Source organism: Bradyrhizobium sp. BR14999, assembly GCF_056106085.1.
The window spans coordinates 3066680-3086670 of record NZ_CM148536.1 but is presented as its reverse complement, the minus strand read 5'-3'; the positions used below and the strand labels follow the sequence as shown (position 1 = coordinate 3086670).

Sequence of the window (19991 nt, the reverse complement as noted above, 5' to 3'; positions counted from 1 at the left end):
TGCAGTCAAAGAGGCTCGCAGCATGACAGCAACACCCGCGATCGGCGCAGATGCCCAGACCGAGGTGCCCCTCAAGCGCCGATTGAGGCGTGCAGAGCGCGCGCGCCAGGTCAAGGCATTGGCGCTGGTGCTGCCGCTTCTCGTCTTCCTGCTTTTCACCTTCGCAGGCCCGATCGCCGGGATGCTGTGGCGCTCGGTCGATGACAGGGAGGTGCGTCAGGTTCTGCCGCAAACAGTCGCTGCTCTCGCGAGCTGGGACGGCGAGGACCTGCCGGACGAAAAGGCCTTTGCTGCGCTGGCAAGCGACATCCTTGCGGCGCGCGCCTCCGGCACCATGGCCATTGCGGCCAAGCGGCTGAACTACGCACTGAACGGCTTCCGCACCATCCTGACCAGCACGGCACGCAATCTGAAGGCGGTGCCGGAGCGAGGGGCGGCCAAGGAGACGCTGGGCAAGATCAATCCCGCCTGGCGCGAACGCGCTACCTGGACCACGATCAAGGACGCCAGTGGCCCATTGACCAGCTTCTACCTGCTCGCGGCGCTCGACCTCACCCGGAACATGGACGGCGCGATCGTCGCGGCCCCGCCGGATCAGGCCATTTACCGCAACGTATTCACCCGCACCTTCATGATCAGCCTCAGCGTCACGGCACTCTGCCTGATCCTCGGCTTCCCGGTCGCCTACCTGCTGGCGACGCTGCCGCCCGGCCGGTCGAACCTGCTGATGATCTTCGTCCTGCTACCGTTCTGGACGTCGCTTCTGGTCCGCACCTGCGCCTGGATCGTGCTGTTGCAGAGCAAGGGCGTCGTGAATGACAGCCTGCACTGGCTTGGCATCATCGACGAGCCGTTGCGCCTGATCTACAACCGCTTCGGTGTCTGCGTGGCGATGACCCACGTTCTCCTGCCGTTCATGATCCTGCCGCTCTACAGCAGCATGAAGGCGATCTCGCCTGCTTACATGCGTGCCGCCGCCTCGCTCGGTGCGCCGCCGGTCACAGCCTTCCTGCGCATCTACCTGCCGCAAACGCTGCCCGGTATCGGTGCCGGAAGCCTGCTCGTCTTCATCCTGGCGCTCGGCTACTACATCACGCCGGCACTCGTCGGCGGCGCCGCCGATCAAATGATCAGCTACTTCATCGCGCTCTACACGACCGAGACGGCCAACTGGGGCCTCGCCTCGGCCTTGGGTGCGGTGCTGCTGCTCGCCACTGTTCTGCTCGCTCTCCTCTACGGAAAGCTGGTGCAGGGACAGCAGGTCACGGGAGGGATGAAGAATTGAGCGATGATCCCTCCCTCCGCACGCCCAGCCAACGTATCGCATGGACCGCAACCATCGTCGTCTCCACGCTGGTGTTCATCTTCCTGATCGCGCCAATCCTGGCGATCATGCCGCTGTCCTTCAGCTCGGGCTCCTACCTGACCTATCCGCTGCCCGGCCTCTCCTTGCGCTGGTACGATGATTTCATCAATTCGCCGCGCTGGATGAATTCGCTGAAGAACAGCATGATCATAGGCGTCGCCTCGACCCTGCTGTCCATGGTGCTCGGCACATTGGCCGCGCTGGGACTGGCGCAGTGGAAGAGCCGGTTCAAGCCGCTCGTGCTGGCCTTCGTGCTGTCGCCGGTCGTCGTGCCCGGCGTCATCACCGCGGTCGGTCTGTATTTCTTCTTCGCGCCGATCGGACTGACCGGCAGCTATCTCGGCTTGATCCTGGCCCACACCGCGCTGGCGACGCCCTTTGTGGTGATCACGGTCGGCGCGACGCTGCAGAGCTTCGACACCAATCTGGCGCGCGCCGCCGCCTCACTCGGCGCCTCGCCGCTCTACGCGTTCCGCCGCGTGATTCTGCCGCTGATCCTGCCCGGCCTCGCGTCGGGTGCGCTGTTCGCCTTCGCGACCAGCTTCGATGAGGTGGTGATCGTGCTGTTCATGGCAGGTCCCGAGCAGCGTACCCTGCCGCGCGAGATGTTCGCCGGCATCCGCGAGAACATCAGCCCGACGATCACGGCCGCGGCGGTGATGCTGACGACGGTATCGATCATCCTGCTCGCGACCATGGAAGGCTTGCGCCGACGGAACGAACGGCTCAAGGGCAGCAGCGGCTAGGCGACGTTCGTCTTCCTTTTCCCGCGAGCGTCGCTGCCCTCTCCCGCAAGGGGAGAGGGCACAGCAATGCGCTATCGTGACGTTGCGATATTCCTCCTCCCGGGAACACCACCCGCCCTTTCTTTTTTGCATTCTGCTATGGCGCGGATCGCTTAGCTGCGCCTGCAGATAGCCGTTAAAACTCCTCCCGCAACAAAACCCAAACAACAACACACAGGGAGAAACAACATGCAAAAACTCAGTGTCGCGATCGCAGCTGGCCTAGCTCTGGCCGCAACATCCGGCGCCGCGCAGGCGCAGATTTCCGACGACATCGTCAAAATCGGCGTGCTCACGGACATGTCGAGCCTCTATGCGGACGCGACCGGCAAGGGGTCGCTCGCCGCCGTCGAGATGGCGGTCGCCGACTACGGCGGCAAGGTCGCGGGCAAGCCGGTCGCGGTCGTCGCCGCCGATCACCAGAACAAGCCCGATGTCGGCGTCAACATCGCCCGCAACTGGTACGACAACGACAAAGTCGACGCGATCTTCGACGTTCCGACCTCCTCGGTGGCGCTGCCGGTCTCGGCGCTGACGCGCGAGAAGAACAGGATCAACATCAATTCCGGCGGCGGCTCGTCCGACATCACCGGCACCGCCTGCTCGCCCAACACGGTGCACTGGACCTACGACACCTATGCGCTGTCGAACGTCGCCGGCAAGGCGATGGTCAAGCGCGGCGAGGACAGCTGGTTCTTCGTCACCGCCGACTACGCTTTCGGCATGGCGCTCCAGCGCGACGCCGCCAACGTGGTCAAGGAGAGCGGCGGCAAGGTGCTCGGCGAGGTCCGCCATCCGCTCAACTCGTCGGACTTCTCCTCCTTCCTGCTCCAGGCCCAGGCCTCCAAGGCCAAGGTGGTCGCGCTGGCGAATGCCGGCGGCGACACCACCAATGCGTTGAAGCAGGCTTCCGAGTTCGGCCTGACCCAGGGCGGCCAGAAAATGATCGCGCTGTTGCAGGAGATCACCGATACGCATTCGCTCGGCATCAAGGCGACGCAAGGCCTGATCGTCACCGACGCCTTCTACTGGGACATGAACGAGGAGACGCGGGCGTTTTCGAAGCGCTTCAACGAGAAGGTCGGGCACATGCCGACCATGATCCAGGCCGGCCTCTATTCGGCGACCATGCACTACCTGAAGGCGATCGACGCCATCAAGACCGACGAGGCGCCGAAGGCGATGGAACAGATGCGCAAGACACCGATCAACGACTTCTTCGCCAGGAACGGCAAGATCCGCATCGACGGCCGCATGGTCCACGACATGTATCTGTTCGAGGTCAAGAAGCCCGAGGAATCCAAGGGCGATTGGGACCTCTACAAGCTGATCGCCACCGTGCCCGGCGACGAGGCGTTCCGTCCGCTCGACAAGGGCGGCTGCCCGATGGTGACGGGGCATTGATCTGCGCTCGTCGTCATTGCGAGCTCCGCAATTTTGTCGCGAGCTCCTCGCAATGACGGGGACGAAAAGACACGACAGCGCGCCCAGTGAAAACCGGGCGCGCTTCGTCTAGGCAGTTACGCGAGCCGCATTACTCCGAGTACTTGAACTCGGGCATGCCCTTCAGCTCGTCCTTGCTGGCGTTGAACACGGCATGATCCGGATACCATTTCGACGCGGACGAGGTTGTCGCGGTCTTGTCGGTTCCGGTCGCTGCGCCAGTCGTCGTGGTCGAGGCCGGCCGGCCGGGCGGGCTGGTGGCCGGGGCGCTGTAGGCGATGGCCTCGTTGGTGAACTTCAGCTTCTCGTAGGGCACCGCGACCAGATGCTCGCCCATGCCGAGGAAGCCGCCGACGCCGATCACGGCGATCTTGATGTTACCGTTCTTGTCCATCAAGAGGTCGTTGATCGAGCCGATGTTCTCGTTGGCCTCGTTATAGACCTTCACGCCCGACATTTTCGACACGCGCCACTGGTCGGACGCGCTCGTCGTCGTGGCGGTAGCCGCGGTCGGCGCCTTGTCGGTGGTGGCGGTCGGTGCTTGCGCGAACGCCGCGGTCGCAAGCAGTACTGTGCCGGCGAGGCCGGCAACGATCGACTTCATCATGTTGTCCTCTCCTTCACAAACCTCGTGCGGAGAAAACAGCGCTGATCACGCGCGGTTCCGTGCGGGCGGCAATTTCGTTGCGCAATGCGCGAAGCCGAAAATCACGGCAAGGCACGCTCCTGCGTCATCCAGGAACATATTGCGGCGCACGGTTCCCCGCCGACGATCATGCGCCCTGGGTGAAGCATGATCGCGGCGGGGAACGCGCCGACCCAGCGTCGCCCAGGTCAGCTCTTGTAGTCGATCAGGAGCGCGGAGAAGCTCGAGCCGCTCGACGCGCTGCCATTGGCACCGTAGGACGACGCCGATGATTGCGATTGCTGCAGCGCCTGGAGGAATTGCTGGAGGATTTCCGCGGTCGTCGCGTCAGCCGACGTGCTGCTGGCCGCATCCGTGGTCGTCGACGAATCCGAATTAGCATCATCCGGCGGCGGGCCGGGCGGCGGTCCGCCTGCCCCACCGGGGCCACCCGCCCCGCCGGGGCCATTGGCGAACGCGGACTGAAACACGCTCTTCAGCTCCTCGGCCTGATCCGAGGTCAGCGTCCCGTTCGACACCTCGTTCGAGATGAGGTCGTCGATCTTCGACTGCATCTCGTCCTTAGAGGGACGCGTGCCGCTCGATTGGTCGCTCGACCGGCTCTGCTGGAGTGCGGTGTCGATGTCGGTCAGCGCCGTTGACAGCGCGGACTGGTCCGACGACGAGATCGTGCCGGCGGAGACTTGCGATTGCAATTCCTGCTGCAGCCGCTGCAGCGGCGACTGATAGCTGCCGGCGGAGGCCGCCGAAATCGAGGTCATGATGGCTCCGTGGATCTTGCGGGGTTTCGTGGCGAACGGCGCCACGGTATGGTTAACGGCCTTAACGAGATCTTGCCGCTCCACTGCCCGGTCATGTCCCGGCATTGCGACGGGGCCGCTGGAAACACTCTGAAACAAAAATCTTCGCCATTTGGCCCGAATCTTGGACAAACAAAGCGCATGGCCATTCCCAATCCCAACATCCTGGTCGTCGAGGACGACCGCGAAACCCGGACGTTGATTGCGAAGTACCTGCGCAACAACGCCTGCAACGTCACCGCCGTGAGCGACGGCCGCGAGATGTCGCGCGCCATGGCCGACCATCGCGTCGACCTGATCATCCTCGACGTCATGCTGCCGGGCGAGGACGGCCTCAGCCTGTGCCGCAAGGTGCGCGCGGAGGCGCAGACGCCGATCATCATGCTGACCGCGCGCGGCGAGGATGTCGACCGCATCGTCGGCCTCGAGATGGGCGCGGACGATTATCTGCCGAAACCGTTCAACCCGCGCGAGCTGCTCGCCCGCATCAACGCGGTGCTGCGCCGCCAGGCCGCCGCGCAGGCGGCGAGCACGATCGAAGGCGCCTCCACGCTGGCCTTCGAGGGCTGGCGCATCGATCTGCGCCTGCGCGAATTGCGCAATCCGGAAGGCGCGCGCGTCGCGGTGACCAGTGCCGAATTCGATCTGCTCAGGACATTCTGCGAGCGGCCCGGCCGCGTGCTGTCGCGCGACAGCCTGCTCGACCTCACGCAGGGCCGCAACACCGGCTCGTTCGAGCGCTCCATCGACGTGCTGGTCAGCCGCATCCGCCGCAAGATCGAGCCCAATCCGGCCGATCCCACCATCATCAAGACGGTGCGCTCCGGCGGCTATCTGTTCACGCCGAGGACGGAAGCGGTGACCGCGCCCCTGAGCAGCTGAAGGGCGCGCCGACGATGAAGCCGTTCGGGTTCTTCCACCTCAATGGGATCGGCGGGCAGATCGCCGCGCTGGTGCTGGCTTCGACCGTCGCGCTGCATCTCGTCGTCACCACCGCCTTCCTGATCAGCCGGCCGGACCGCCCCGACACGCCGCCGGACGGCGCCCATCAATTGACCGATGCTGCGCTGCTGCTCGGCGCGGCCGATGCCAGCGAGCGACCGCGCCTCGTCGCCGACCTCGCGCGCGCCTTCCCCAGGCTCGGCATCGAGATGCTCGCCCCCGGGTCGGTGATCGAGTCAGGCGACGGCGCCCACCTGTTCGGGATGCGCCGTCATCTCGGGCGCGGCTACAAGGTGATGCAGCTCGCCGCCGAGGGTCGCGCGCACCGCGTCGGCGTCGAATTGCCCGACGGCGCAGTGATCGCCGGCCGCGTCGACGGCGGCCCGCGGCCGTGGTTCTGGGGCGCACCATGGCTGGTGACGCTGATGACCGCCTTCATCTGTATCACCGTGCTCGGCCTGTGGGCGGCGCGTGCGCTGGCCGCGCCGCTGTCGTCCTTCGCCAAGGCCGCGGAGAATTTCAGCCTGGACGGCACCGCCGAGCCGCTGCCCGAGCGCGGCCCGGAGGAGATCCGTTCGGTCGCGCGCGCGCTCAACCGCATGCACGAGCGGATCGCGCGGCTGATGTCGGATCGCACGCGGATGCTGGCCGCGATCAGCCACGATCTGCGCACGCCGATCACGCGCCTGAGGCTGCGCGCCGAGTTCATCGAGGACGAAGGCAACCGCAAGCGCATGCTGATCGACCTCGACCAGATGCGCTCGATGCTGGAATCCGTGCTGTCGCTGCTGCGCAACGACCGCAAGATCGAGGCGGTGACGCTGGTCGACATCGCCAGCACGCTGCAGCTCGTCGCCGACCAGTTCGGCGACATGGGCCACGCCGTGCATTATGACGGGCCGGCGTCCGCGACCGCCGCCGCGCGGCCCGACGATCTGCATCGCGGCGTCACCAACCTCGTCGAGAACGCGGTGCGCTTCGGCGCCGAAGTGACGATCCGCCTCGACGTCTCGGGCACGACACTGATCATCGACGTCGAGGACGATGGCCCCGGCATCTCGGATGCCCGCAAGCAGGAGATGCTTGAGCCGTTCGTGCGCGGCGACGATGCGCGCACCATGGACGAGTCCACCGGCTTCGGGCTCGGCCTGTCGATCGCGCGCGCGATCGCGCTCGCCCATGGTGGCGAGCTGTCGCTGCACGACCGCGAGCCGCATGGCTTGATCGTGCGGATGCAATTGCCAATCTGGCAGGAGCCGCGGCTGGCGGCGTAGCGCGGATCAAGCCGCGAGCGGCGGGTGCTCGACAGCCTCACGCTCGAAGATCGCCACCGCCTCGAAGCGGTAGCCGCAGGCGTGGCAACTCCAGAGATAGGAAACGCGGCCTTCGCCCGGCTCGATCCAGTCCGGGAACGGAATTGGCGTGCCGCACTGTGCACAGGGGTTCTGTGTGGGAATGTCGTCGATGTCTGCCGGGGTCATGGACGTCCTCCCGCATGCTGTTTTGACGAGCGATTTTTGGGCGGAGACACGAATGGACAGACCAGCTGTCGCGTAAGGCGCCCCACCAGCTCCAAACTTAACCTAGGTTTGAGTCGTAAAAGCGACGGCCCAACGAAAATCGCCGGAGGCGGCGTTTCGCCACATCATCGCCGTGTTCCCACGGCCTAACCCGCACCGGTGCAGGTCCGTTCTGCCAAGGAATATTTCGATGAAGATTTTACGCATTGCCGCGCTGCTCGCGGCCGGATTGACATTGCCGCAGGCCGCATTCGCCGGCGAAGCCGAATATGCCGAGATGGTCGCGGCCCATGCCCGCGCCAACGGCGTGCCGGAGGCGCTGGTGCACCGCGTAATCATGCGCGAGAGCCGCTATCAGCCCGGCCTGGTCGGTCGCGGCGGCACCATCGGGCTGATGCAGATCAAGCTCGCGACCGCCCGCGGGGTCGGCTACACCGGCGATGCCGCGGGCCTGCGCGATCCCAACACCAATCTCACTTATGCGGTCAAATATCTCGCCGGCGCCTATCGCGCCGCCAATGGCGACCACGCCCGAGCCGTGCGTTATTTCGCGGGCGGCTATTACTACGTTGCAAAGCGGCAGCGGCAGGAGACCGTGCAGGTCGCCACGATGGGCGAGACCAATATGGGCGAGACCTGGCTCGAGCCGAACGGCAACCCGCAGCCGATGTTCGGCACCGCCCCGCACAGGAAGCTGGCCCAGCGCGTCCGCAACGCCCGGGCGCAGGCTTTGAAGTAACTCCGCGTGTCCCGGACGCGCTGCAGCGTGCCAAGAGCGCGATCACGCGCGTCTTCGATGCGCCACGAACGGCCCGGTTCCCGCCTAGCGCGTTGACACCAGCTCCCACTGGCATACATTAGAGCCGTTCCGAGGGGTGCTCCGAGGAGGAGCTGAGATACCGCTAAATGGGCAATACCGCCCAGGACCGCGGTGACCCTTTGAACCTGATCCGGGTCATGCCGGCGAAGGGACAGGGATGTACCAGACCACCAAGCGACCGGATTCACCGGTATCCATCATCGGCGCAGGCATCGCGGGGGCTTGGCAGGCCTTGCTGTTCGCGCAGGCCGGCCATGCCGTGACGTTACACGAGCGTGGTGACGCCGCCATGACCGACGCCACCAGCCATTGGGCCGGCGGCATGCTCGCGCCCTATTGCGAGGCGGAGGTCGCCGAACCCATCATCAGCCGCCTCGGCCTGCGCTCCCTCGACATCTGGCGCCGCGAATTGCCGGAAACGCCGTTCAACGGCTCGCTCGTCGTCGCCCATCCCCGCGAGCGCAACGATTTCGAGCGCTTTGCCCGGATGACCGAGGGCCACGAGCGGCTCGATGCCGCCGGCCTCGCCGCGCTGGAGCCGTCGCTGGAGGGCCGCTTCCGCGAGGCCCTGTTCTTCCCGAGCGAGGGCCATGTCGAGCCGCGCCGCGTGCTGCCCAAGCTGCACGAGCGCATCCGCGCCGCCGGCGGCACCATCAAATTCTCCAGCGACGTTTCAGCCAAAGATCTCGACGGCATCGTGATCGACTGCCGCGGCCTTTCCGCGCGCGACGAGCAGCCTGACTTACGCGGCGTCAAGGGCGAGATGATCCTGATCGAGACAGGCGAGGTGCAGCTTGCGCGTCCGGTGCGGCTGATCCATCCGCGCTGGCCGCTCTACGTGATCCCGCGCGAGGACCATCTGTTCATGTTGGGCGCGACCTCGATCGAGGCCGAGGACACCGGCGTCAGCGTCCGCTCGGCGCTGGAGCTGTTAGGGGCCGCCTATGCCGTGCACCCTGCCTTCGGCGAAGCCCGCATCGTCGAATTCGGCTCCGGCCTGCGCCCCGCTTTTCCCGACAATTTGCCACGCATCGGCATTCGCGACGGCAAGATCAGTGTCAACGGGCTCTACCGTCACGGCTTCCTGCTCGCGCCGGCGCTCGCCGAGCTGACGCTTGCCTACGTTCAGCGCGGCCAGATCGACAACGAGGTGATGCAGTGCGGGTGATCGTCAACGGCGAGCAGCGCGAAGTGGCTTCAGTCAGCGTCGATGCGCTGCTCACCGAGCTCGACTACGAGGGCACCCATTTCGCCATCGCGCTCAACTACGACGTCGTGCCGAAAAGCCGCTGGGCGGAGACGCCGCTGAAGGCCGGCGACGAGATCGAGATCATCACGCCGCGGCAGGGAGGGTGAGGGAGATGAAGGCACGCTCTCTCCACGAGTCGTCCCGGCGAAGGCCGGGACCCATAACCACAGGCTTGCGTTGTGGCGACCGATCTCTCCCCGCCTGCCCCAAGCGTAATCACGCGGTATGGGTCCCGGCCTTCGCCGGGACGACAATTGCATTTGAGGAAACACCGACATGGTGACCTTCTACGGCAAGACCTTCGCCTCCCGCCTCCTGATCGGCAGCGCGCTCTATCCCTCGCCCGCGATCATGCAGGCCGCGATCCGCGCCTCCGGCTCCAACATCGTCACGGTGTCGCTCCGCCGCGAGGCCGCCGGCGGCAAGACCGGGGATGCCTTCTGGAAGCTGATCCGCGAGCTCGACGTCACCGTGCTGCCGAACACCGCCGGCTGCCGCAGCGTGCGCGAGGCGGTCACCACGTCCAAGCTCGCCCGCGAATTGTTCGGGACCAGCTGGATCAAGCTCGAAGTGATCGCCGACAACGACACGCTGCAGCCCGACGTCGTCGGCCTGGTCGAGGCCGCCAGCATCCTGATCAAGGACGGCTTTGAGGTCTTCCCCTATTGCACCGAGGATCTCTCGGTCGCCAACCGCCTGGTTGATGCCGGCTGCAAGGTTGTGATGCCGTGGGCAGCCCCAATCGGCAGCGCCAAGGGGATCATCAATCGCGATGCCCTCAAACTGCTGCGCGAGCGACTGCCCGACATCACGCTGGTGGTCGACGCCGGCTTAGGGGCGCCCTCGCACGCCGCGCACGCGCTCGAACTCGGCTACGACGCCGTGCTGCTCAACACCGCGATCGCCAAGGCCGCCGATCCGGTCGCGATGGCCAACGCCTTCCGCCTCGGCATCGAGGCCGGCCGCACCGCTTACGAGGCCGGGCTGATGAACGCCCGCGACTTCGCCTCCCCCTCCACTCCTGTCGTTGGGACCCCGTTCTGGCATGCCGTATCCTGATCGTTTCTATCCCGTCGTCGACAGCCTTAAATGGGTCGAACGCCTGACCAAGCTCGGCGTCGGCACCATCCAGCTGCGCGCCAAAGAGCTGAACGACGCCGACGCGCTGCAGATCGTCACCGACGCACTGGCGATCACCAAGGACACGCAGACCAAGCTCGTCGTGAACGACTATTGGCGCGCGGCGGTCGTTGCCGGCGCAAAATATCTGCATCTCGGCCAGGAGGATCTCGCCGACGCCGACCTCAAGGCCATCCGCGAGGCCGGGCTGTCGCTCGGCATCTCCACCCATGACGACGACGAGCTTGCGACCGCGCTCAAAGCCAAGCCCGATTACGTCGCGCTGGGCCCGATCTTCTTCACCACGCTCAAATCGATGCGCTTCGAGCCGCAGGGCATTCCAAAAATCACGGAGTGGAAGCAAAGCATCGGCAACATTCCGCTGGTCGCGATCGGCGGCATCAAGTTCGAGCACGCCGCCGAGATCTTTGCCGCAGGCGCGGATTCCATCGCCGTCGTCAGCGACGTCACCCAGAACGCCGATCCCGATGCCCGCGTGCGGCAATGGCTCGGCCTAACGGTGGAGGCTGCGTGATGCATGTCCCGCTCTCTCCACCCGTCATTGCGAGGAGCCCTTGCGACGAAGCAATCCAGACTGCTTCCACGGAAACATTTCTGGATTGCTTCGCTGCGCTCGCAATGACGGAGAACGTCGTCGCCAGCGTCGCTCAGACGCACACGCATACGAATTAAACGGAGGCCCCCATGAACATCCGCTCCAACCCCGACAAGACCATCCCCGCCGTCACCACCGGCCCGCTTCCCTCCTCGCGAAAGATCTTCGCATCGCCCGATGCCGCGCCCGACCTGCGCGTGCCCTTGCGCGAGATCATTCTCTCCGAAGGTGCCGGCGAACCGAACCTGCCGGTCTATGACACCTCGGGCCCCTACACCGACCCGAGCGTCACCATCGACGTCAACGCCGGCCTTGCCCGCAATCGCAAGCAATGGGTGCTGGAGCGCGGCGGCGTCGAGGAATATGAGGGCCGGCAGATCAAGCCGGAAGACAACGGCAGCGTCTCGACCGACAAGGCTGCGCGCGCCTTCTCGGCCTATCACAAACCCTTACGCGGCCTCGACGGCCACAAGGTGACCCAGCTCGAATTCGCCCGCGCCGGCATCATCACCAAGGAGATGATCTACGTCGCCGCCCGCGAAAATCTCGGCCGAAAGGCACAGCTCGAGCGTGCTGAAGCCGCCCTCGCCGATGGCGAAAGCTTTGGCGCCGCGGTGCCCGCCTTCATCACGCCGGAGTTCGTGCGCGACGAGATCGCGCGCGGCCGCGCCATCATCCCCTCCAACATCAACCACTCCGAGCTCGAGCCGATGATCATCGGCCGCAACTTCCTGACCAAGATCAACGCCAATATCGGCAACTCGGCAGTGACGTCGTCGGTCGAGGAAGAGGTCGAGAAGATGGTGTGGGCGATCCGCTGGGGCGCCGACACTGTCATGGACCTTTCCACGGGCCGCAACATCCACACCACCCGCGAATGGATCTTGCGCAACTCGCCGGTGCCGATCGGCACCGTGCCGATCTACCAGGCGCTGGAGAAGTGCAACGGCGATCCGGTGGCGCTGACCTGGGAGCTCTACAAGGACACTTTGATCGAGCAGTGCGAGCAGGGCGTCGACTATTTCACCATCCACGCCGGCGTGCGCCTGCAATACATCCACCTCACCGCCAACCGCGTCACCGGCATCGTCTCGCGCGGCGGCTCGATCATGGCGAAGTGGTGCCTGGCGCACCACAAGGAAAGCTTCCTCTACACCCATTTCGACGAGATCTGCGACCTCATGCGCAAGTATGACGTCTCGTTCTCGCTCGGCGACGGCCTGCGTCCGGGCTCGATTGCCGACGCCAACGACCGCGCGCAGTTCGCGGAACTGGAAACGCTCGGCGAGCTCACCAAGATTGCTTGGGACAAGGGCTGCCAGGTCATGATCGAAGGCCCCGGCCACGTGCCGATGCACAAGATCAAGATCAACATGGACAAGCAGCTCAAGGAGTGTGGCGAAGCGCCGTTCTACACGCTTGGGCCGCTGACCACCGACATCGCGCCGGGCTATGACCACATCACGTCAGGCATCGGTGCCGCCATGATCGGCTGGTTCGGCTGCGCCATGCTCTGCTACGTCACGCCGAAGGAGCATCTCGGCCTGCCCGACCGCAACGACGTCAAGGTGGGCGTCATCACCTACAAGATCGCGGCACACGCCTCCGATCTCGCCAAGGGCCACCCGGCGGCGCAACTGCGCGACGACGCGCTCTCGCGCGCCCGCTTCGACTTCCGCTGGAGCGACCAGTTCAACCTCGGCCTCGATCCGGATACCGCCAAGAACTTCCACGACGAGACCCTGCCGAAGGAAGCCCACAAGGTCGCCCATTTCTGCTCGATGTGCGGGCCAAAGTTCTGCTCGATGAAGATCACGCAGGATGTGCGGGACTATGCCGCGACGCTGAATGATCCGAACAGCGTGGGTATGTCGATGGCCGGAACGGTCGAAGACGGCATGGCCAGGATGAGCGAGAAGTTCAAGGAGATGGGGAGCAATGTGTATCTCGATGCGGAGAAGGTGAAGGAGAGTAACCGGGTGTTGTGAGCAACAGGCTTCCGACGTGTGAATTCAGACGAGGTGCCGGGCAAAAGCCCGGCGCTAGCTGCGTCAAGGCGAGAGCACCTGATTGCTATCAATCACCAACTTCCTACACCTACGTCTCCAATCAACCTACACAGAGCCACCAAACGACGAGGTTGCCCCGTAGAATGCCTGCATGAATTCATTTCTGGGAAAAGCCACAATCAACGGTGAGACGGTTACTTCGGCCGCATCATCGCTAATGGCTTTGACAACTCCGATTCCCGCGAATCTTCTATGTCCTCCTCTGAAATCACTATAAGCAGTCGAGGTCGTGACCCATATCGGATCATACGGAAAGACAACCTTTGCAGTATCGGTCTTGATGTAGAAATGCGGCGAACGATTAGGATCAAATTCAGCCAATAGCCGCGGCTCGACTTTCGTCCCTGCGTCAACACCGTTTCGGGTGTAGCAACGATGATCAAAAGAGATGAGTTGCCCGACCATTTCCTCGCCAGGGGGTAAGATATCATCGAGCGGAATCGCCTCGACTGAACTGCGAACGAGTGCCGACACTACCCAATTCATCTTACGACCTACTTCGAGCCCCTGGTCTCGAAATCCTCGATCGAGTCCAAGCAATGCCTGCAAATCGGGCTTTCCCAGCATGGCTCCAAGTCTCGGCACATTGACAAATTGAGCATAATGGATTCGATCTAGCCAATCAGGACGTTGAAAAGACCCTCCGAATAGCAGTGCTTTTGCTGCACGAGCTTCGGCTCCCCTCTTCCATTCTTCCAGCTTACCAACCGAAAAGTCCTGCCCAGCGTTCTTATCGATCAATACGGAGCAGCTCGCGCACAACCAGATCGCGTTTTCGATGCTGCTACGTTCCGTTGGAGTTTGCGATTCATCGAATCGGGGCCCGCCTCGCGACGCAGCTCTTATGTGAGCGGCGACACCGATGATCTTCACTCCCGTAGATGTGGACTTATCCGCTCCGACGGTCGGCTTCCGGCAGTCGGGCTGTGAACATAAGTTCCCAGTCCTATCCCGAACGTCTCGCACGACCGCTGCGGAGAAGTTATCTCTCTGGTTTTTAGCCCGCGTTCCGATTGCGCCCATATATGAGATTCGCCTTAAACCGTTGCGGATCAAATATACAATCTTTAGCTGAGAAATCAGTTAAGACCAGAAATCCCGAACTAGGATTCCGGCCGCACCTAGTTCGGGTGCAGCCTTGGAAGCTCGTCCAACGTAGCCCGGATGAGCGAAGCGACATCCGGGATTGACAGCGGCCACGCATGTCGCTGACGCTTATGCGGCTACAACTCTGCGAATAAATGATTTGCCCGCTCCGTCCCCCACCGCCTGCCCGACCAGCTCCGTCCCTACCTGCGCCTCGTATTCGTCGGCACCGCCGCCTCGACGCGCTCTGCCGAACTAGGGAGGCTACGGCGATCCCGGCAACGTATCCTGGCTTGGTTTCTTGCCGCCGCGAACTCTACTTTCCTGGAAAGGCCTTCTGCTCGGATACGTCTATCGTAACCGGCTCTGCTTTCGCATTGTTCGTTTCGTCCCACTCCTCCATCCAAACATCGCGGACTGCCAAGTACCACCCGTTAAGAAGAACAGTGGAATCGAGAACGTATCTCACGCAAAGACAGGTCAGGAGGCAGACGATCAGGTAGAGCACAATTTCGATCAGGGTCCTCACGATGAGTGAGGGATCAAAGAACTCAATCTTGAATATATCCCTTACGTCAGTGTAGGCATTCCAGCCTGCGACCAAGGCGGGAAATGCACACAGCAGAAGCGTGAGACTTAAAAGAGGAGACGAGTACCGCGCAAATATGAATACGAAACGCTGCGCCACAGCATGATAGGCATATGCCAAATGCTCTGCCGATAAATATGGATCGTTCGGCGTGAGATCAAAGCGTTTTGGAAACAAACCTGCCACTTTTCTTGAATCAGGCGTCATATCAACTATGGCTCTGAACGCATGATTTTCTCGCCGTATAGCAAAAAAGGCCCAGGCAAGAATCAGTAGAAGACCCGTTTGGCCGACGATACCCAAGTCTGAAATGTGCAGCCTTGCAAATCCACCCGGAAAGGTAATCAAGGTGGATTCGAGATATCCTTTCGAGACCCATTCAAGTCGAAGCTTGATTATTGACTTACAAAGCTCAAGTTTGTCTTGAGGGGTCGCAGCGTCCATCGGGATGTTGGCTACACGCTGGTACAGACCCGGCGCGACCTTAGGACACCAATTCTTTGTGAGTTCGTCATGGTCAGGTTGCGCCGGAGATGCCGCGAGTGCCGACAAGCGCTCGTATCGCGCTTGAAAAACATTAAGGTAGCCGACATCCACATTGTAGAGCGCCCATGCCCACAGAAACGCCCATGCCAATCCCAGGAAGAATGGGGCTCGGGCGTTGGAAATCGAATCTGTTAGCTGTGCGCAGCGAGCGTCAGTAAGTTTCCATAAAGTCTCGTTGCGCATTCTTTCACTAGCAGCTGTCATCGCAATACCCGCTGAAAATCAAGGATTAATACTACTTCAGATAGCACGCTGTCGAAACTACATCAACGTGCTCCGCTGGGCGAAGAAGGTCAATGGGATGGCTGCGCGAGAGACGAACAGATGGATACCTGATCTACCCGGTCTCTCATCCCACCGCCTTCCCGACCAACTCCGCCCCGACCTCCGCCTCGTCTTCGTCGGCACGGCTGCCTCGACGCGTTCGGCCGAACTCGGGCACTATTACGCCCATCCCGGCAATCGCTTCTGGCGCGCGATCCATGAGGCCGGCATCACGCCGCGGCGCTATCACCCGGGTGAGTTTGCTTCGCTGATCGAGCTCGGGATCGGCTTCACCGATCTGTCCAAGACGGGCGCGGGGATGGATCACCAGATCGCGACGGAGACGATCGACCTGCCCGGCTTCAGGGCGAAGATCGAAAAATATCGGCCGAGGACGATTGCGTTCACGAGCAAGAAGGCGGCGAGCTTGTTTTACGGCAGGCCGTCGCGCGTGATTGCGCTGGGGCGGCAGAAGCGGGACGAATGTCCGGTGGAAGTGTTCGTGCTGCCGTCGCCGTCGGGCGCGGCGTCGGGTCATTGGACGCTGGAGCCGTGGCGGGAGTTGGCGGCGTGGATCAAGTCGTAGGGTGCGCAAAGGCGCTCTTGCGCCGTGCCCACCATCTCTCCACGCAATCCGGTAGAGCGGTGGGCACGGCGCGCGAGGAACGCGCCTTTGCCCACCCTACGAGACCGCTTGCGAGGCGGGCAGCTCACCCCACACGCCCACTCGTCGTCCTGGCGAAAGCCAGGACCCATTACCCCAGGGAAAAGTTTGGCGAAGACTCGCGGTCCGGTACTGCGATCGTGCGCACCCGATAGATTCCGCGGTATGGGTCCTGGCCTTCGCCAGGACGACGCCGGTTGATTGGCTGGCAACTCGTAGCCCGGATGAGCGAAGCGATATCCGGGGTCGGCGGTTGACCCGCATGTCGCTTCGCTCATGCGGGCTACAGGTTCTATGAAGTACCCTGTCGGAATCCGCCCCACCCGTTCGTCCTCTGGATACATCACGCCCGGAGCCCCCGATGCCCACCATCACCGCCTTCGAAAACTCCCCCGACCGTGGCCGAGGACAGGCGCGCGACATGCGGGTCCGTTGGGCGCTGGAGGAAGTCGGCCAGCCCTACGACGTCCGCCTCCTCTCGTTCGAGGCGATGAAGCAGCCGGCGCATCGTGCACTGCATCCGTTCGGGCAGATTCCGACCTATGAAGACGGCGATCTCGCCCTGTTCGAGTCCGGCGCGATCGTGCTCCATATCGCCGAGCGTCATGACGGGCTTCTGCCAGTCGAGGCGAATGCGAGAAGCCGCGCGATCGCGTGGATGTTTGCCGCACTCAGCACGCTGGAGCCGCCGATCATCGAGCTCGCCATGGCGATGCTGTTCGAGCGCGACAGGAGCTGGTACGCGGAGCGCCTGCCCATGCTTCAAGATCGCGTCCGTATCAGGCTCGGCGAACTGTCCCGCCACCTCGGCGATGCCGACTGGCTCGACGGCGCCTTCAGCGCCGGCGATCTCCTGATGGTGACGGTGCTGCGCAGGTTGAACACATCGGGCCTGCTGGGTGAATATCCTGAGATCGCCGCCTATGTCGCTCGCGGCGAGGCGCGGCCGGCTTTCAGGCGGGCGTTCGAGGCGCAGCTGGCGGTGTTCAACGCCGCATCGCGTTCGTAGGGGCAAGGTTCGGAATGGTGCCGCACACTCAGTCGTCGTCCCGGCGCAGGCCCTAGGGCATGCACATATCTGGTGCGGCGGATTGACTCGGATCGGCCTGGGAGGATTCCAGAATCAGAGTTCTGTGTGATTCGTATTGCGGCACTCCATGATTTGGACGGGGTGCCGCGATGTTGTCACGGATTGACTGGACGCTGGGCCGGTTCGGGGATCGTCGTCTCGATAAAGGGGGGCGGCGTTCGTCGAACGCATGGTTGTGGGCAAAACTGTCTGCCTTCGGCAGCTCTCCAGGGGGAACCGCGCGCTGGAAGTGCGGTTCAACCGCTTTCTTGGCCATGACAAGGTGACGGTGGAGCGGATCATCGAAAGCTGGAGCGAAAGCACGGTCGCTGCGGTAGAGGGCCGCCACGTGCTGGCCATCCAGGACACCAGCGAGATCCACTTCAACACCACACCGCAACGCCGGCGCGGGCTCGGAGAAATCGGCAAAGGCAATAACCACGGCGTGCTGCTGCATCCGCTGCTGGCTGTGGATGCCGATGACGGCAACTGTCTTGGACTTTTGAGCGGGCAGATATGGACGCGCACAGGTCGCCGCACGACCTCGCACGACGATCGGGAGTTATCGGACAAGGAATCGCAGCGCTGGATATCCACTGCCATGGCGGCCAAGCCGCTCCTCACCAAGGCCACAGCGGTGACGGTGCTGGGTGACCGCGAGAGCGATATTTTTGCCCTTTATGCCAGCTCGGCCGAGCAACACTTCCACGTCATCGCGCGCAGCATGCATGATCGCAAGCTTGCCGACCGCAGCGGCTTGTATGAGGTCAGCGATGCCATGGCCGCGGTGGATCGGCGTGCGATCCAATTGCCTGCGCGCGCCGCGCGGCCCGCCCGCCTGGCTCACCTCGAACTTCGCTTTGGCGCAATCGAGCTCGCCCGCCCACAGAGTAAGTTCCTGCGCCATCTGCCGGAAAGCTTGCCATTGGCGGTGGTCGATGTGCGCGAGATCAATGCCGAAACCGGGGTAGAGCCGCTGCACTGGCGGCTTCTCACCTCTCACGAGGTTACCGGCATCGAGGACGCCTGGCGCATCGTCCAATGGTACAAGCAACGCTGGATCATCGAGCAGTTCTTCCGCATCCTGAAGACACAAGGCTTCAAGCTCGAAGACAGCCAGATCGGAACCGCCGATCGCCTTCTCAAGCTGGTCGCGATTGCCGCTAAGGCGGCCGTCATCACAATCCAACTTCTGCAGGCCCGCAATGGCAGTCGCCAACCCATTCTCGCTGCCTTCGACAACGGCCAAATTAACGTGCTCACCGCCCTCAACCGTCAACTCGAAGCCGGGAGCAAGCGATTAAAGAACCCACATCCGCCCGATAGCCTCGCTTGGGCCGCCTGGATCATTGGTCGCCTCGGCGGCTGGGACGGCTACCCATCGTCCAAGCCGCCGGGCCCGATCACCTTCAAGAACGGCCTCGAATACTTCCACGCCGTCGCAGCAGGATGGAGCCTCAGAGATATGTGCATGCCCTAGGGCGAAGGCCGGGACCCATACTCCCAGAGAGAGGTTTGGCGAAGACTCGTCGTTCGGTACTACGCCCGCCCACAACACATAGATCACGCGGTATGGGTCCCGGCCTGCGCCGGGACGACACCGTGGATGTGACGACTTCCGCGGGCCATTGCGTCCATCTCGGCGCACTTGCATTCTAGGCTCCGCCAACCCAGAGGAGCCGCCGCCCATGCTGAACCTCTATTCCTACCCAGAGCTGTTCGGCGTCGCCGACAACAACGGCTACGGCCTCAAGGTCTATGCCTTCTTCAAGCTCGCGGGCGTGCCGTTCGTGCACGAGCACGTCTTCGATGCCTCCGCCGCGCCGCGCGGGCAGCTGCCTTACATCGTCGACGACGGCGAGACCGTCGGCGACAGCGAGACGATCATCGCGCATGCGATCGCAAAATATCTCCTCACCATCGATGCCTTGCTCGCACCGGAACAGCGGCGCACCAATCATCTCGTCACGCGCATGCTGGACGATCTCTACTGGGTGATGTCGTATTCGCGCTGGAAGGACGAGCGCTTCTATCCGGCATTCCGCGATGCCTTCATCGCGCAGCATCCGCAGATCGACGCGGCCGGCTTCGACAAGGCCAAGGCCTACAACGCGCAGCGCTATCATTACCAGGGCATCGGCCGCTACACGCCCGAGCAGGCTTATGCGCGAGGGCTTGCCGATCTCAAGGTGCTGGCCGAGATCGTGCCGGCTGCCGGCTACGTGCATGGCGCGGCGCCCACCAGCATCGATGCCGGCATCTACGGCTTCATCGCCAACATCCACTATTTTCCGATCCCGACACCGCTGAAGGCCTTCGTCGATGCGCACGCAAACCTCGTCGCGCATTGCGAGCGGATTCATGCGGCGGTGACGGCAGCGTAGCCCGGATGAGCGAA

20 protein-coding genes, 1 pseudogene and 1 riboswitch are annotated in these 19991 nt (G+C 63.2%); of the genes and pseudogenes, 16 read left to right on the top strand and 5 right to left on the bottom strand.

The annotated features are described in order from the left end of the window. Window positions 1–22 precede the first annotated feature (22 nt). From ACR9YP_RS14200 to ACR9YP_RS14190, 3 genes are all read left to right on the top strand, one after another. Complete coding sequence (locus ACR9YP_RS14200) at window positions 23–1285, top strand: ABC transporter permease (RefSeq protein WP_474220176.1); 1263 nt, start codon at window positions 23–25, stop codon at window positions 1283–1285. Beyond that, window positions 1282–2112 (top strand): ABC transporter permease, encoded by an 831-nt coding sequence (locus ACR9YP_RS14195; protein ID WP_438105936.1) that lies wholly within the window; start codon window positions 1282–1284, stop codon window positions 2110–2112. The genes ACR9YP_RS14200 and ACR9YP_RS14195 overlap by 4 nt, the downstream gene beginning before the upstream one ends. A 228-nt stretch (window positions 2113–2340) precedes the next feature. After that, on the top strand, window positions 2341–3555 hold the full coding sequence (locus ACR9YP_RS14190; RefSeq protein ID WP_438105934.1) for an ABC transporter substrate-binding protein: 1215 nt from the start codon (window positions 2341–2343) through the stop codon (window positions 3553–3555). A 130-nt stretch (window positions 3556–3685) separates the two neighbouring features. On the opposite strand, the gene ACR9YP_RS14185 is transcribed toward ACR9YP_RS14190, so the two are convergent. Both ACR9YP_RS14185 and ACR9YP_RS14180 read right to left on the bottom strand, forming a co-directional pair. After that, window positions 3686–4201 (bottom strand): PRC-barrel domain-containing protein, encoded by a 516-nt coding sequence (locus tag ACR9YP_RS14185; protein WP_370989280.1) that lies wholly within the window; start codon window positions 4199–4201, stop codon window positions 3686–3688. Window positions 4202–4428: 227 nt separating this feature from the next. After that, complete coding sequence (locus ACR9YP_RS14180; RefSeq protein WP_438105932.1) at window positions 4429–5001, bottom strand: hypothetical protein; 573 nt, start codon at window positions 4999–5001, stop codon at window positions 4429–4431. A 180-nt stretch (window positions 5002–5181) separates the two neighbouring features. Between ACR9YP_RS14180 and ACR9YP_RS14175 the strand changes: the two genes are divergently transcribed. Both ACR9YP_RS14175 and ACR9YP_RS14170 read left to right on the top strand, forming a co-directional pair. After that, on the top strand, window positions 5182–5922 hold the full coding sequence (locus ACR9YP_RS14175) for a response regulator (protein WP_091879339.1): 741 nt from the start codon (window positions 5182–5184) through the stop codon (window positions 5920–5922). A gap of 14 nt (window positions 5923–5936) precedes the next feature. Then, window positions 5937–7256 (top strand): ATP-binding protein, encoded by a 1320-nt coding sequence (locus tag ACR9YP_RS14170; protein ID WP_438105929.1) that lies wholly within the window; start codon window positions 5937–5939, stop codon window positions 7254–7256. Between the two features lie 6 nt (window positions 7257–7262). Here the strand turns inward: ACR9YP_RS14170 and ACR9YP_RS14165 are convergent, their stop codons facing one another. Continuing rightward, window positions 7263–7463, bottom strand: coding sequence for a hypothetical protein (locus ACR9YP_RS14165; RefSeq protein WP_370989277.1), 201 nt, complete (start codon window positions 7461–7463; stop codon window positions 7263–7265). Window positions 7464–7692: 229 nt separating this feature from the next. Here ACR9YP_RS14165 and ACR9YP_RS14160 point away from each other — a divergent pair, with 229 nt between their 5' ends. From ACR9YP_RS14160 to thiC, 6 genes are all read left to right on the top strand, one after another. Continuing rightward, complete coding sequence (locus ACR9YP_RS14160; protein WP_474220175.1) at window positions 7693–8241, top strand: transglycosylase SLT domain-containing protein; 549 nt, start codon at window positions 7693–7695, stop codon at window positions 8239–8241. A 122-nt stretch (window positions 8242–8363) separates the two neighbouring features. Beyond that, window positions 8364–8492: riboswitch (TPP riboswitch) on the top strand. Continuing rightward, on the top strand, window positions 8480–9490 hold the full coding sequence (locus ACR9YP_RS14155; RefSeq protein WP_438105926.1) for an FAD-dependent oxidoreductase: 1011 nt from the start codon (window positions 8480–8482) through the stop codon (window positions 9488–9490). Its footprint overlaps the riboswitch before it by 13 nt. Beyond that, entirely contained in the window at window positions 9481–9678 is a 198-nt protein-coding gene (thiS, locus tag ACR9YP_RS14150) for a sulfur carrier protein ThiS (protein WP_438105925.1), read from the top strand. The genes ACR9YP_RS14155 and thiS overlap by 10 nt, the downstream gene beginning before the upstream one ends. A gap of 169 nt (window positions 9679–9847) precedes the next feature. Continuing rightward, window positions 9848–10630, top strand: coding sequence for a thiazole synthase (locus tag ACR9YP_RS14145; RefSeq protein ID WP_438105923.1), 783 nt, complete (start codon window positions 9848–9850; stop codon window positions 10628–10630). Next, window positions 10617–11225, top strand: a complete 609-nt coding sequence (locus tag ACR9YP_RS14140; protein WP_438105921.1) for a thiamine phosphate synthase — start codon at window positions 10617–10619, stop codon at window positions 11223–11225. Before ACR9YP_RS14145 ends, ACR9YP_RS14140 begins: the two co-directional genes overlap by 14 nt. Window positions 11226–11395: 170 nt before the next feature. Further along, window positions 11396–13294 (top strand): phosphomethylpyrimidine synthase ThiC, encoded by a 1899-nt coding sequence (thiC, locus tag ACR9YP_RS14135; protein ID WP_438105919.1) that lies wholly within the window; start codon window positions 11396–11398, stop codon window positions 13292–13294. Window positions 13295–13420: 126 nt separating this feature from the next. Here the strand turns inward: thiC and ACR9YP_RS14130 are convergent, their stop codons facing one another. Then, entirely contained in the window at window positions 13421–14116 is a 696-nt protein-coding gene (locus ACR9YP_RS14130; RefSeq protein WP_438105917.1) for a hypothetical protein, read from the bottom strand. Window positions 14117–14577: 461 nt separating this feature from the next. Between ACR9YP_RS14130 and ACR9YP_RS14125 the strand changes: the two are divergent. Next, a pseudogene (locus ACR9YP_RS14125) lies at window positions 14578–14753 on the top strand (mismatch-specific DNA-glycosylase); the annotation flags it as partial. Window positions 14754–14777: 24 nt separating this feature from the next. On the opposite strand, the gene ACR9YP_RS14120 reads toward ACR9YP_RS14125, so the two are convergent. After that, window positions 14778–15800, bottom strand: a complete 1023-nt coding sequence (locus ACR9YP_RS14120) for a hypothetical protein (protein ID WP_474221224.1) — start codon at window positions 15798–15800, stop codon at window positions 14778–14780. Between the two features lie 97 nt (window positions 15801–15897). On the opposite strand from ACR9YP_RS14120, the gene ACR9YP_RS14115 reads away from it, so the two are divergent. From ACR9YP_RS14115 to ACR9YP_RS14100, 4 genes are all read left to right on the top strand, one after another. Further along, complete coding sequence (locus ACR9YP_RS14115) at window positions 15898–16446, top strand: mismatch-specific DNA-glycosylase (protein ID WP_438105915.1); 549 nt, start codon at window positions 15898–15900, stop codon at window positions 16444–16446. Window positions 16447–16885: 439 nt separating this feature from the next. After that, entirely contained in the window at window positions 16886–17533 is a 648-nt protein-coding gene (locus ACR9YP_RS14110) for a glutathione S-transferase family protein (protein ID WP_438105913.1), read from the top strand. A 250-nt stretch (window positions 17534–17783) separates the two neighbouring features. Beyond that, entirely contained in the window at window positions 17784–19073 is a 1290-nt protein-coding gene (locus ACR9YP_RS14105) for an IS4 family transposase (RefSeq protein WP_438103448.1), read from the top strand. A gap of 208 nt (window positions 19074–19281) precedes the next feature. Continuing rightward, window positions 19282–19977, top strand: a complete 696-nt coding sequence (locus tag ACR9YP_RS14100) for a glutathione S-transferase family protein (RefSeq protein ID WP_438105911.1) — start codon at window positions 19282–19284, stop codon at window positions 19975–19977. The last annotated feature ends 14 nt before the right edge of the window (window positions 19978–19991 follow it).

Coding starts and splice junctions, on each gene's coding strand:
- ACR9YP_RS14200 (WP_474220176.1), top strand. CDS start 23: ATGACAGCAACACCCGCGATCGGCGCAGATGCCCAGACCGAGGTGCCC.
- ACR9YP_RS14190 (WP_438105934.1), top strand. CDS start 2,341: ATGCAAAAACTCAGTGTCGCGATCGCAGCTGGCCTAGCTCTGGCCGCA.
- ACR9YP_RS14185 (WP_370989280.1), bottom strand. CDS start 4,201: ATGATGAAGTCGATCGTTGCCGGCCTCGCCGGCACAGTACTGCTTGCG.
- ACR9YP_RS14180 (WP_438105932.1), bottom strand. CDS start 5,001: ATGACCTCGATTTCGGCGGCCTCCGCCGGCAGCTATCAGTCGCCGCTG.
- ACR9YP_RS14175 (WP_091879339.1), top strand. CDS start 5,182: ATGGCCATTCCCAATCCCAACATCCTGGTCGTCGAGGACGACCGCGAA.
- ACR9YP_RS14170 (WP_438105929.1), top strand. CDS start 5,937: ATGAAGCCGTTCGGGTTCTTCCACCTCAATGGGATCGGCGGGCAGATC.
- ACR9YP_RS14165 (WP_370989277.1), bottom strand. CDS start 7,463: ATGACCCCGGCAGACATCGACGACATTCCCACACAGAACCCCTGTGCA.
- ACR9YP_RS14160 (WP_474220175.1), top strand. CDS start 7,693: ATGAAGATTTTACGCATTGCCGCGCTGCTCGCGGCCGGATTGACATTG.
- ACR9YP_RS14155 (WP_438105926.1), top strand. CDS start 8,480: ATGTACCAGACCACCAAGCGACCGGATTCACCGGTATCCATCATCGGC.
- ACR9YP_RS14145 (WP_438105923.1), top strand. CDS start 9,848: ATGGTGACCTTCTACGGCAAGACCTTCGCCTCCCGCCTCCTGATCGGC.
- ACR9YP_RS14140 (WP_438105921.1), top strand. CDS start 10,617: ATGCCGTATCCTGATCGTTTCTATCCCGTCGTCGACAGCCTTAAATGG.
- thiC (WP_438105919.1), top strand. CDS start 11,396: ATGAACATCCGCTCCAACCCCGACAAGACCATCCCCGCCGTCACCACC.
- ACR9YP_RS14120 (WP_474221224.1), bottom strand. CDS start 15,800: ATGACAGCTGCTAGTGAAAGAATGCGCAACGAGACTTTATGGAAACTT.
- ACR9YP_RS14115 (WP_438105915.1), top strand. CDS start 15,898: ATGGCTGCGCGAGAGACGAACAGATGGATACCTGATCTACCCGGTCTC.
- ACR9YP_RS14110 (WP_438105913.1), top strand. CDS start 16,886: ATGCCCACCATCACCGCCTTCGAAAACTCCCCCGACCGTGGCCGAGGA.
- ACR9YP_RS14105 (WP_438103448.1), top strand. CDS start 17,784: ATGGTTGTGGGCAAAACTGTCTGCCTTCGGCAGCTCTCCAGGGGGAAC.
- ACR9YP_RS14100 (WP_438105911.1), top strand. CDS start 19,282: ATGCTGAACCTCTATTCCTACCCAGAGCTGTTCGGCGTCGCCGACAAC.